Source organism: Mucilaginibacter sp. (genome assembly GCF_041088075.1).
In the GTDB taxonomy this organism is placed as follows: domain Bacteria; phylum Bacteroidota; class Bacteroidia; order Sphingobacteriales; family Sphingobacteriaceae; genus Mucilaginibacter_A.
Genome location: NZ_JBGCVY010000064.1, coordinates 1 through 12836, shown reverse-complemented (window position 1 = coordinate 12836; position 12836 = coordinate 1). Strand labels below are relative to the sequence as shown.

Here is a 12836-nt window from a genome sequence, read left to right as displayed (position 1 = left end):
TTTTAATAATTGTGAGCTTTTTTTATAGAAGATATTAATTGATAAAATGAATTCATGAGTATCTTTATGTGATTAAAATCGACTACCGTTTCATCATTATTAATTTTTACTCCATATCTGAAGGTAGTACCTTTTGGGTCAAAATCATTAAAAGCAGTAATCAGATTTTCTACCCAAATTGAAGGAGTGTAATTAAACTCATTTAAAAGATAACTTTTGAGATTTTCAAATAGAATTATTAGGTTATGATTTTCTCTAAACTTTGGTAAGACTGATTTTATCAAAAGTTCTGTTGCATGTCTGTAATTGTATATAATAGGATATATACTTACAACATCCGGTTGTTCTTGCTTTTGTATTAATTCTGAAAGGCTGTCCCCTGCATTTTTATACGCTTCTCCAAGTTCAAATAAGTTTATGTTGTCAAACTCACCACCAATAAGCCAAATGTTTGTGTTTATATCATTATAGTCAAATTCCCTAAATATTGGTGTAATTTCAGTTATTACATTTGAAAATGGTTCTTCAAATTGTTCATTTGAGTTCAAGCCATATTTGATCGATTCAAAGTCAGGATTATCTTCCCAGTAATACAAAATGTAATTTAAGGTACAAATATCCGAAATGATAAAAACTTCTTTTATTCCTTTCTCAGGGTTTACATTTTTGCTTAAATAATCTTTAAAGTGATAAGAACAGGTTTGAATCGTTTTTTCATCTATCTTGAAGATTTTTGAAACGTCGGAAATATTGAAGTTTAAATCATAGTTCATTTTATAGATAAGTTTGTTGTACAAGTAAAATTTTAATCTAAATCTTCTTCCTCCTCCATAAAATCAACCGCCAAACCACTTCTGCAGAAAGCAAAGCGCCGATGGCGAAAACTGCGGGCAGCCAGTTTTTGCCATTGGAATAAAAAGCACCGCCCAAAGCCGTGATGTAAACGCTGAAAGGCAGCAAGGCCATCAAACCCAAACCATAAACGTTAAGCGGGATTTTGAAAGGACGCGGCATATCGGGCAGTTTGATGCGGAAGATGATCAGCGTAACAAACTCCAAAAATAAAGCCGCGCCGTAAAGGGTTACGTCAATGATGAGCAGGTCGGTAAATGTCCACAAAACCATAAAACTGATCACCACAGAACAAACCAAAATGGAAACGTAAGGCGTTTTGTATTTGGGGTGAAGTTTATTGATTTTTTCGGGAAGCAGGCCGTCATCGGCCATTACTTTTGGCACACGCGAAACCGAAAGCAGCACGGCCGAATACAAACCCAACGCGCTGGCCATCCCGCCAAAAGAAAGCAGTGCGCCAAGCCAATGCCCGGCAATGATGGTCCCTACAACCGGGAAGCCTTCTTTTTCCAGCTTTGCGGGATCAACACCTGTTTGCTGTGCCACTAAAACCGCCAGAAAGTACACGGAAAAGATCAGCACAAAAGCAGTAAACACCGAAATGAGGTAAGTGCGCACGGGCTTGTTTACTTCTTCTGCATAAGTGGTTACATTGTCCCAGCCGATGAAATTCCACATGATGGTATAAAGTGCCAAGCCCAAAGGCGCAAAGCCAAGCCCTTTTAGCGATAAATGCGGAAAAGCAAAACTGCCGGCATGATGGGCGAAAGCCATGTAAAAAAGGATGATAAAAGGAGCAAGCACCACAGCGCCCAGAAAAACAGAGATCTTGCCGACTGGCACAATCCCCAAAATATTCAATCCGGCGGAAGACCAGATGATGAACAAACAAACCGGGATTTTATAAGGATGGATTTCGGGGAAAAAGAAAGCGGCATATTCGGTAAATAGTACGGGGTAAATAGCCAGATCCACAAAAGTGTAGAGCCAGGTCCACCAGCCTTCGTACCAGGCCCAGCGCAGGCCCAATGCTTTTTTTACCCACTGATAATAACCGCCCGTAACCGGCATCATGCTGTTCAGTTCCAGCACCGTAAAAATGGTTGGGATATCCCACAAAATGGGTGTGATGATGAGCAGTAGCAGCGCGCCGTTTTTGCCGGCATGGCCCAGTAAAGGCTCCAAACCGTAAGGCCCGCCGGAAACCGTGAGAAAGATAATGGCAATCAAAGGCAGGATGCCTAACTTTTTTAGGTTGGAACGAGGGGCGGGCGATATCATGAAATAAAGCTAAAAAATAAAAGCACAGCTAAAAAAATGAATAATGCTTTCTACGGAAGTTGAAGCTACATGCTTCTTTTATCGGGCAATTTTTTGATAAAGAAATAAGTCTTTTTTAGCCGGTGCCTTTTGAAACCTCTTCTTGTACAGGTCGTATAACTCCAAATTAAAATTCTACCCGCCAAAATTAAAATAAGTGCGTGCCTGCTTTTTTAAAATATTCAACCTGATCTTTTTATGTTAAAACAATTACAATTTTTTATGCTGATGCTGTTTTTGGCAGCAGTTTTTCCGGATAAAGCATTTGCCCAGTTTCCATATAATGAGAGTTTTATGAACTCCACTGCGGCGGGTTTAAACTTTGGGGGTGCGCCTACCGCTGCTTTTCTTACCAGTGGTATGGTAGGTGATGCAGTTGGAAATGGGTATTTACGGTTAACATCAAACGGTGGAGGCCAGAGGGGATATGCTTTCAGTTCAAATAGTTTTCCATCTTCTAAAGGTATTTCGGTAAGCTTTGAATATTTTACCTATAACGGAACAGGTGCGGATGGTATTTCCTTTTTCCTGTTTGATGCTGCGGTAGCTGACGCAAACTTTGTTATTGGTTCTTCGGGTGGAGGTTTAGGATATACAGATATTTCTGGTACCGGGCTTTCGAGAGGTTATTTAGCAGTAGGATTGGATGAGTTTGGAAATTTTTGTACTACAAATGCAGGTGGGCATGGGCCGGTAAGGACGACGAAAGTTCCGAATTCGGTAACTATACGCGGTGCTTATAATGATCCGAACGGCACTTATTATATGCTCACAACTGTTCCGGTTACAACGGCTGATCATGGTTTTAATACAATTGGAAGTGGCGGAACTACCCGTGTTAACCCAGGGAACCCAGGCTATAGAAAGGTTTACATTGATATTTTGCCAGACATTAGTGGTGTTGGTTATGATATTACTGTAAAGATACAGCATGATGCAGTTGCTGCACCTGTCACAATTATCAACAATTATTATTACAATAAAGCTGCCCCTGCAAGCTTGAAATTTGGATATGCTGCCTCTACCGGCGGTTCTACTAATTATCACGAAATTAGGAATGCCAGTGTAACCCTTCCGGCGGGTACTGTTTTAACTACTCCAACCCAAACCAATCAAACATTAACTGCATGTTCTACCGGTTCCGGCAGTGTGAATGTTTCAAGTGGTTTCAATACAACAAATTCTCCTAATGGTGCTATTAACACAGCCAGTATTGATTTGGATCCTGCCACTGCCGGAATCCAAACCACTTATACCGTTGCGAACGGAACATTCACTTCTGACGGAAACGGGAACATTATTTTTACACCCTTAAATATTGCGGTTACCGGTACAGCTTCCTGTAGTTTTACGGCAAGCGATAATTATGGTGCTACTTCAAACCCAGCAACCGTAACGGCAACAATTATTACCGGGCCTGCACTTACAATTACCAATCCTGCTGCGGTTTGTGCGCCTGCAACAATTAACCTTACAGCTTCTGCGGTTACCGCAGGCAGCGATGCCAACTTAACGCTTTCTTATTATACAGATGCGGCAGCAACTGCAACGTTAAGCAACCCATCAGCAGTGGCAAGTTCGGGTACATATTACATCAAAGCAGTAAATACAAACGGATGTTCGGTTATCAGGCCGGTAATTGTTACGATTAACCCGCAGCCTACAACGGCTAACGCAGGTACCAATCAAACGGTCAACGCTGCAATTCCTGCAACGGCAATGTTAAACGGCAATCCGCCTGCAGCAGGAACTGGCAACTGGTCTCAAGTAAGCGGCCCAACTACAGTTACTTTTGCAAATACTGCGCTTTATAATACGGGTGTAAGCAACCTTAATCCCGGTACTTATGTTTTCCGATGGACGATTACTAACAGTTGCGGAACATCAACCAGTGATGTAAATATAACCATAGTGGGTACGCAAACCATCACTTTTGCCGCTTTACCGGCGAAAGCTTATGGCGATGCCGATTTTAATGCAGGCGCAACGGCTTCATCTGGTTTGGCCGTTACTTACGTTAGCAGTAACCCGGCGGTTGCTACGGTTAATTCTGCTGGTTTAATCCATATCGTAACGGTAGGTGCAACTGATATTACAGCTTCGCAACCTGGTAACGGAAGTTATAGTGCTGCAACACCGGTTACACAAACTTTAACGGTAAACAAAGCACCGCAAACCATCACCTTTGCTGCTTTATCGGCAAGCACTTATAATGACCCTGATTTTAATGCCAGTGCAACCGCTTCATCCGGTTTGGCCGTAAATTATGTTAGCAGTAACCCCGCCGTTGCTACGGTTAGTTCTGCCGGTTTGGTCCATATTCTTTCTGCCGGAAGTACCACTGTTACGGCAAGCCAGCCTGGCAACGGCAGTTATAATGCGGCAACTTCTGTTGCCCAAATATTAACGGTAAACAAAGCATTGCCAATAATCACTTTTAATGCTTTACCAGCAAAAACTTATGGCAACGCAGATTTTAACCCGAATGCAACCAGCAGCAACAGCGCAGTCCCGGTTACTTATGCAAGTAACAACACCAGTGTAGCCACTATTGTGAACGGCAATATCCATATTGTTAGGGCAGGTACTGCAGTGATTACGGCTTCGCAAGCGGGAAACAGTAATTACAATGCTGCTGCGCCTGTTCTGCAAACTTTAACCGTAAACCCGGCAGCCTTAACCATTACGGCAAATAACCAAAGCAAAACTTACGGCTCTATGGATCCGGTTTTTACAGCAAGCTACAGTGGTTTTGTTAATGGAGATACCCAGGCCAGTTTAACCACGCCGCCTACGGTTGGCACTACGGCAACAGCAACTTCGGCAGTTGGCAGTTATCCGATAACGGCCTCTGGTGCAGCGTCTGCTAATTATACCATTAGTTATACGAGCGGGACATTTTCCATCTATCCAGGCATCCAAACCATCTCCTTTAATGTGCCGCCTAAAACTTACGGCGATCCTGATTTTACGCTGAGTGCAAGTGCTTCTTCCGGTTTGCCTGTAACTTACAGCAGCAGCAACCCGGCCGTGGCAACTGTGGATGCACAAGGAAACGTGCATATTGTTTCTGCCGGAACTGTTACCATTACCGCTTCGCAGCCTGGCAACGGCAATTACATCGCCACAACCAATATCAACCAGCAATTAACCATTAACAAAGCTGCCCTTGCCATTACTGCGGATAACCAAACCAGTGCTTACGGATCGGCCATTCCTCCGTTAACGGTAAGTTACAGCGGTTTTGTTAATGGTGATACAGAAACCAGTTTGACCACGGCCCCTGCGGCAAGCACAACAGCAACTACGAGTCCTCCAGTGGGGACTTATCCGGTAACTGTAGCAGGCGCTGTAAGTTCAAATTATACCATAACTTATCAGCAGGGCATATTTACGGTTGCACCAAATAACCAGACGATCACATTTGCTTCCATACCTGCCAAAACTTATGGCGATGCAGATTTTAATTTATCCGCCTCTGCATCTTCCGGTTCGGCTGTTACTTATAGCAGCAGCAACCCGACGGTAGCAACGGTTGATGCTGCGGGAAGGGTGCATATCCTTTCGGCCGGGACAGTTATTATCACCGCTTCACAAACCGGAAACAGCAATTACCAGGCGGCGGCAGACGTGCAGCAAACGCTGACGGTAAACCCTGCTGCCTTAATGCTTACAGCAGATAATGAAACGATAACCTATGGTTCTGCCAGCCCTGCGCTGACCATAAGTTATAGCGGTTTTGTTAATGGTGATACACCTGCCAGCTTAAGTACACCTCCTGTAGTTTCTACAACCGCAACAGCTACTGCAGCAGCAGGCACTTACCCAATCACGGTGGCAGGTGCAGCAAGTGTAAATTATGCCATTACTTACCAAGACGGCACGTTTACTGTTTTACCAAGCACACAAAGCATCACTTTTCCTGCCTTAACTGCAAAAAACTACGGAGATGCTGATTTCAATATCAATACAACAAGTACCAACACTTCGCTTCCGGTTACTTATGCCAGCAGCAATCCGGCCGTGGCAACGGTAGATGCAGCGGGAAAGGTGCATATCCTTTCGGCCGGAACAGCAGTTATCACAGCTTCGCAAGTTGCAAACAGCAATTATCAGGCAGCGGCAGACGTACAGCAAACGTTGACTGTAAACCCGGCCGCCTTAACCATTACGGCCGATAACCAAACCAAAACGCCCGGAGCGGCAAACCCTGCATTGACCCTAAGCTACAGCGGTTTTGTAAATGGCGATGATGCAACAAGCCTCACTACACAGCCTATCGTAAGCACTACTGCTTCCGCCACTTCGGCTGCCGGTGTTTATGCCATTACCGTAACTGGTGCGGCATCAGCCAATTATAACATCACTTATGTAGCCGGAACTTTTACCGTAACCAACCCAACCATCAGCAGCGTAAGTTTGGCGCAGGCAACTGTTTTTGAAAACCAGCCATCAGGGACAGCAGCAGGGACACTGAACGCTACTTCCTCCGATCCAAACGCAACTTATACTTATAGTTTGATCACGGGCAACGGTAGCGCCGATAACGCTTCGTTCGCTATACAGGGAAATAAACTGGTTACTGCTAAAAGCCTGGACTTCGAGCAGAAAAGCATTTACAGCATTTTGGTGCGGGCAACCAACCAATATGGTTTGTACTTAGACCAAACCTTTACCATCAATTTAAGTGATGTAAACGAAGCACCAACGCTGGCCGCTATTGCCAATCAGCAAATCTGTTCTACCAATGCTGCACAAACCATTGCTTTAAACGGCATTACCCCGGGGCCGGAAACTGCTCAAAATACTACGCTAAGCGTCAGTTCAGATAATCCAGGGCTGTTTACTAATCTCGCGGTTTCTTCAGTAGCAGGCGGCGCGGCAACTTTGACTTATCAATTAGCCGGAACAGGAACTGCAACCGTTACCGTAACCGTAAAAGACAACGGCGGGACAGCAAACGGCGGGACAGACAGCTTTAGCCAAACATTTACCCTAAAAGCAAACGAACTTCCGGTTGCAATGGTCAATTCTGACAAAGGGATGCAAATCTCCAAAGGCGAAACCGTAACACTAACAGCAACAGGCGGCGGCACATACAGTTGGAACACCTCGCTAAACTTGGGCGGTACAAGCAGTTCGGCGGTAATTAAAGTTCGTCCAGCCCAAACTACAACTTACCAGGTTACGGCAAGCAATGCTTCCGGCTGCAGCAGCACCGCCAGCATTACCATCAACGTAACCGATGATTATTCGCTCCTGCAACCGGCCAATATTTTAACACCAAACGGCGATGGCAAAAACGATACCTGGGTGGTTAAAAACTTGGATTTGTACCCGAACAACACGGTTTCGATTTTTGATAAAGGCGGAAGGCTGCTGAACAAAGCCAGCCATTACAACAACGATTGGGACGGAACTTACAACGGGTCGCCGCTTGCCGAAGGCACATATTATTATGTGATTGACTTTGGCCCGGGCAAGGGACTGATCAAAGGTTTTATCACCATTTTGAGAAATAGATAGAACAAGTTTGAAACCATTTACCCCGACCAAAAAGATAATTGCAAACATGAAAAAATCAACACCAGCCCTGGTTGTAAAACAGGCAAAACATATTTTAAAAGCCACTTTGCTGCTTACTGTTTTTATGCAGGTAAAAACAGTATCAGCGCAGCTTAACCCTTTTTCGTCCATGTACTACCAAAACCAGTACTTAACCAACCCGGCAATGGCCGGGCTGGACAAAGGGCTGAACGTGAACCTGGGCATCCGCCAGCAATGGGCAACCATGCCGGGTAGCCCGCGCACGCAAGTGGCAACTTTGGATGATAACGTCGGCAAAAATGTTGGCCTCGGATTGAACGTGAGCAACGACCAAACCGGTTTGCTGCGCCAAACCCGTGCCCTGGCCACTTATGCTTATCACATAACGTTGGGCAGCAACAACCAGCAATTGAACTTTGGGCTCTCCGGCGGGATAACCAGTGTGCGAATTGATTACAACAGTGTAAACGGCGACCAGGGCGATACGCAGGTTGACCGTTACAACCAGCAGCGCGCTTACCTGGACGGCGATTTTGGCGCATCTTACACCAGCAACAATTTAACGGTTCAGGGCGCCATTCCAAACCTTAACCATTTTTTCAGGAACAATACCGCCATTTTGGGTGTAGACCGTTCTGTTTTTTTTACGGCCGTAAGTTATAAGTTTGGCCTTGAGAATGTATTGGATGGATCCACCATCGAACCCAAAGTTGTGTACCGAAGGGTAGAAGGCTACAAAGATATTTTTGATGCCGGCCTGAACTTTACCTTGAAAAACGACCTGCTGCATTTTTACACCATGTACCATAGCAGCCAAAGCGAAAGTTTTGGTTTTGGTGCCAACATCAGCAAAAATGTACAACTGATGCTTTTTTATACTACCGAAACCTCGCCCTTAAAAACTTATACCAATGGCAGTTTTGAATTGGGGCTGAAACTGCACTTGTACAAAGAAAGATAATATTTTAGGTGGTAAAAGAAGCATCGGCCGTCAGTCATCCTGAAATTTTTTCAGGATCCCTCTTCCAAGATAACAGCCTTTCTGATGGGATGCCGAAAAAAATTTCGGCATGACAAAAACCCAATTTTTAGGTGGTAAAAGAAGCATTGCCGTCAGTCATCCTGAAATTTTTTCAGGATCCCTCTTCCAAGGTCGAAACCTTTCTGGTGGGATGCCGAAAATATTTCGGCATGACAAAAAAAGATCAACGCACTAAATTTTAGGTGGTAAAAGAAGCATGTCAATATTGTCAGGCAAAATTGAACAAGCCATTAAATAGAAGTTGGATAAAAAACCAAAACCAAACCAAAATTGCATCAAACAAAAAAAGAGGCTGTGCAATTAAACACAACCTCTTTTTTTAAAAAGAATATTCTTACTGCTTTTTATTTGGGCAAAGAATATTTGTCCCTTCTGCCTTCTTTGGTTGCTGTCAACAAGCCTCTTGATTTCAGGTTAGAAAGCACGCTTGCAATTTGTTTAAACAATTTATCGCCGTCACTTTGTGGTTCGTATTGAGCCATTGCATTGGCAATGTCCTGCCCGAAACCTTCGCCAATTTCATTCAAAGCAAATGCAATTTTGCCGCCTAAAGATAAGTCCTGGGTATATTCTTTCGGCACTTCCAACGCTTTTGGCGCCTTTGGGGTTTTTGCAGGTTTTGCTTCTTTCTTTTTTGCTGGTTTTGCAGAAGTTTCTTTGTCTTCTGCTTGTTCCATCACCGCATCCAAAATATTGTCTTTGGATTGCTTGGCCGATTTTGAAGGCGAAGCACTGCTGAAAGCATTCAACAAGTCTTCGTACTTTTTAGCCTCTGATTGGATGGTTTTGATCTTATCTTTAAGATAAGCAACGATCTCTTTTTCTGTTACGTTTGCCATGTAAAATTGTATGTGGGTTTATAATCAACAATGATAAACAAATTATCAAACCAAAAACTGACTGATGATAAAATTGTTTTTTTTAGGTCAACATTGATAAACAGGCATTGTTTCAATTTAAACAATTAAAAACTTGTAAATAATTGCAACGTTTACTTGTATGTCTTTTTTTAAGTTTTAAAGTTCTGTTTAAAATTTAGTTGTTAAGGTTCTAATGCTTCTTTTACCACCTAAAAATTGATGGACAACCGGGTTTTTAATTTGCTTGTGCTAGTACAAACACCAATTTTTAGATGGTAAAAGAAGCATCAGCATTTTTTCTTGTACGAATTTTAAAAGGCTCTAATTATGAATCATCATGTTCAAAAGCAAAATTAAAGAACGATGACTTGCAATTTATTCTTTTAATTAAACAGCAAATTAATTGCCTGCCGTTTTTTTGCCGTTCATTTCCACTTCTTTGTCCATTTCCAAAATATCTACCGGTTGCGAAAAATCGCCCAGCAGGTACTTGCAAAAGTAATCGCCTTTTTGCCAGAAAAAATATTCCGTCATATCGCCATAAGCATGGCGCTGGCCGGGCAGCAAAACATAATCAAAACGTTTGTTGGCTTTGATCAAAGCATTAATTAAACGGATGGTGTTTGAAGGGCTTACATTGTTGTCAATATCGCCGGTTGAAAGCAGCAAATGGCCTTTTAAATTTTTGGCCAAATCTTGGTTTTTATCAATGGAATATTGGAAAGTTGTATCGCCTTTTGGCGTGATGGTTTCTTTCAAACCATTGTGTTTTTCGCTCCACCAGCGGTTGTAAATGCTGTTGTCGTGGTTGCCGGATTCGGAAACTGCAACTTTAAAAAAATCAGGATAAACCAACATCGCAGCCGTGCTCATAAAGCCGCCGCCCGAATGCCCGGTGATGCCAACTTTGTTGATGTCAATAAAAGGATAACGGTCGGCCAATTGTTCGGCAGCGGCTTTTTTATCGGCCAAACCAAAATCGCGCAAGTTGCCGTAGCCATAATTGTGGTACCACTTGGAGCGGTTCGGGTTGCCGCCGCGGTTGCCGATGGTGATTACCACAAACCCAAATTGCGCCAACCTTCCGTTCGCGTCCATACTTTTGCTGAAACTTGTATTTACCGCTTCCGTTTGCGGGCCGGGATAAACATATTCAATCAGCGGATACTTCTTTTGTGCATCAAAATCGTATGGCTTGTACATTACACCGTATAAATCGGTAATGCCGTCGTCCGCTTTTAGTTTGATCGGCTCCGGAAACTTGTAACCTGCCGCCATTAAATTGGACAGATCGGCGGTTTCCAAATCCATCAGTTTGTGGCCTGAAACATCATACAAAACCGATTTTGGCGTGGTGTTTACGCGAGAGAAATTATCTACAAAAAACTTGCTGTCATCATTCAAACTTGTGGCATGGTCGTAATCGCCCGGATCCAGCAAATGCAAAAAACTGCCATCCAATTTCACACTGTATAAATGCGAATAATAAGGGTTTTCGTTGGGTTCCCGGCCCGAAGCGGTGAAATATAAAACGCGGTTTTTGGAATCAATGTTCACAATATCATCGCAATGAAAAGAACCGGAAGTGATCTGGTTTTTCAGTTTGCCGTTTTCATCATACAAGTAAAAATGTGCCCAGCCGTCGCGCTCGCTCCATTCCACCAATTCTTTGCCGTTGTTAACCAAACCCGGCCGGTTAATTTCGACATAAGTGTTCAACCTTTCCTGGATCAATAAATTAACTTTTTCGGTTTGGATATCAACGCTGCAAACATCAATCTTTTTCAAATCGCGGCCGGTTCTATAAAAATAAAATTTATTGTTATCGCCAAGCCACAAGTTCGGCTGAAATTCATCATCACGGTTTTTTTGTAAAGTTGGTGCAGGCCACATCGAAAGTTCCTGGTCTTTAAACAAAGCCACGCTAAGTTTTTTTGAGGTTTTGGCCGGAAAATCAAACAGCAGCATTTCTTTCACCGGGTTTTCTTTTTCTCCGGGAAGCTGATACTTATAGGTTTCTAAAGTTGGGCGTGGTTCTGCCACACTATTGATTACCCAAAAATCTTTCAACTTGCGGTTATCAGATTTGATCAAAGCAAAATGCTTGGCATCTGGCGACCACAATACTTGTGTTGGCTTGCGTTTCTTTTTGTTTTTTTCTTCATCAACATTGGTTTCATTCGTAAAACTGCCGCCGTAAGCGTAATCTTTTACGCCATCTTTGGTGAGTTGGTGTTCTACAATCGTGCTGTCGTCTTCATTTTTCAAAGCCTTTTTATAGTTGGCTTTGTCCATCCAAAACAAATTATAATTGCGGGCAAAAACAATGGCCGAACTGTCCGGCGCAATCGAAGCCCAGGTTGGTTTTGGTTTGATCTTTTCATAATTAACCAGTTCTACCAATTTATCGGTTTGTAAATTGTATTGAAAGTAAAAGGTTTTTTTCTCCAAAGAATCGGCCGCTTTTTTGTCTTTGCGGTCTTTTTTAACCACATCCAACGAGCTTTTTAAATCAAACTGAATGCTTTTTTCATCCTTGGTAAACTTCAAATTTTCGATGGGCAAATGTTGTGCGTCAAAAGGGTCTTTTACAATCAAAGTAACGGCGGCCGCAATTTTGGCATTGTCAAACAACAGCTTTTTGGTGCGTGTTGCAGGATCAACCAAATACCATTTTTTGCCCGCGCTCGTTTCAAACATATACCAAAACTTGTTGGAAGTTTTAAGCCAGTGCGCATCCACCGAAGTTGAAAAAACCATTTTCTGTATTTTTTTGGGCGAGAAACGCGCCGCCAGCAAATAATTGGCTTTGGGCGGGTTTGGGTTTGGATTGTAGTTTTGCGCTTGTGATTGCAAGCAAACAAACAGCAACAAAAGGATAAAGTAAAACTTTTTCATGCAATATTAATTAATGCCGAAAAGTATTCAATTGAAATGAAAAATTTGGAGAAAATTTGCAGAAAGGTAAATTTGGCTTGTAATATTTTGAATACCTTTTGCCGCCACCAAAAAAGTAGTGCTAAAAGAAGCATTGCCGGTAAAACCTAAATAACTCAAGTTGCTAATAAAAAGATAAAGGAGTAAGCATCAAAAAAGGGAACTTTGGTTTACCACAACTAAAGAACTAATGATGATGCTTACCAAGGATAAAATTATAGGAATATTTTGTTTTATAGATGATTTACTAAAAACAAGTAAACATTATGAAGATA

Annotated in this window: 6 protein-coding genes; 2 read left to right on the top strand and 4 right to left on the bottom strand. The window is 42.7% G+C overall.

What is annotated here, in order from left to right; all coding sequences use genetic code 11:
• Window positions 1-2: 2 nt before the first annotated feature.
• Both V5804_RS15630 and V5804_RS15625 read right to left on the bottom strand, forming a co-directional pair.
• Complete coding sequence (locus V5804_RS15630) at window positions 3-773, bottom strand: hypothetical protein (RefSeq protein WP_369592338.1); 771 nt, start codon at window positions 771-773, stop codon at window positions 3-5.
• A 37-nt stretch (window positions 774-810) separates the two neighbouring features.
• Entirely contained in the window at window positions 811-2136 is a 1326-nt protein-coding gene (locus V5804_RS15625) for an APC family permease (RefSeq protein ID WP_369592337.1), read from the bottom strand.
• 237 nt (window positions 2137-2373) lie between these two features.
• On the opposite strand from V5804_RS15625, the gene V5804_RS15620 reads away from it, so the two are divergent.
• Entirely contained in the window at window positions 2374-7701 is a 5328-nt protein-coding gene (locus V5804_RS15620) for an MBG domain-containing protein (RefSeq protein ID WP_369592336.1), read from the top strand.
• Between the two features lie 46 nt (window positions 7702-7747).
• A complete protein-coding gene (locus V5804_RS15615) occupies window positions 7748-8683 on the top strand; it encodes a type IX secretion system membrane protein PorP/SprF (RefSeq protein ID WP_369592335.1) in 936 nt (311 codons plus the stop codon).
• A gap of 425 nt (window positions 8684-9108) precedes the next feature.
• Here V5804_RS15615 and V5804_RS15610 read toward each other — a convergent pair whose 3' ends face one another.
• A complete protein-coding gene (locus V5804_RS15610) occupies window positions 9109-9603 on the bottom strand; it encodes a hypothetical protein (RefSeq protein WP_369592334.1) in 495 nt (164 codons plus the stop codon).
• Window positions 9604-10023: 420 nt separating this feature from the next.
• On the bottom strand, window positions 10024-12522 hold the full coding sequence (locus tag V5804_RS15605) for a DPP IV N-terminal domain-containing protein (protein ID WP_369592333.1): 2499 nt from the start codon (window positions 12520-12522) through the stop codon (window positions 10024-10026).
• Between the last annotated feature and the right edge of the window lie 314 nt (window positions 12523-12836).

Bases quoted from the DNA above. Each gene is read 5' to 3' on its own strand.
- V5804_RS15630 (WP_369592338.1), bottom strand. From the start codon at position 773: ATGAACTATGATTTAAACTTCAATATTTCCGACGTTTCAAAAATCTTC.
- V5804_RS15625 (WP_369592337.1), bottom strand. From the start codon at position 2,136: ATGATATCGCCCGCCCCTCGTTCCAACCTAAAAAAGTTAGGCATCCTG.
- V5804_RS15620 (WP_369592336.1), top strand. From the start codon at position 2,374: ATGTTAAAACAATTACAATTTTTTATGCTGATGCTGTTTTTGGCAGCA.
- V5804_RS15615 (WP_369592335.1), top strand. From the start codon at position 7,748: ATGAAAAAATCAACACCAGCCCTGGTTGTAAAACAGGCAAAACATATT.
- V5804_RS15610 (WP_369592334.1), bottom strand. From the start codon at position 9,603: ATGGCAAACGTAACAGAAAAAGAGATCGTTGCTTATCTTAAAGATAAG.
- V5804_RS15605 (WP_369592333.1), bottom strand. From the start codon at position 12,522: ATGAAAAAGTTTTACTTTATCCTTTTGTTGCTGTTTGTTTGCTTGCAA.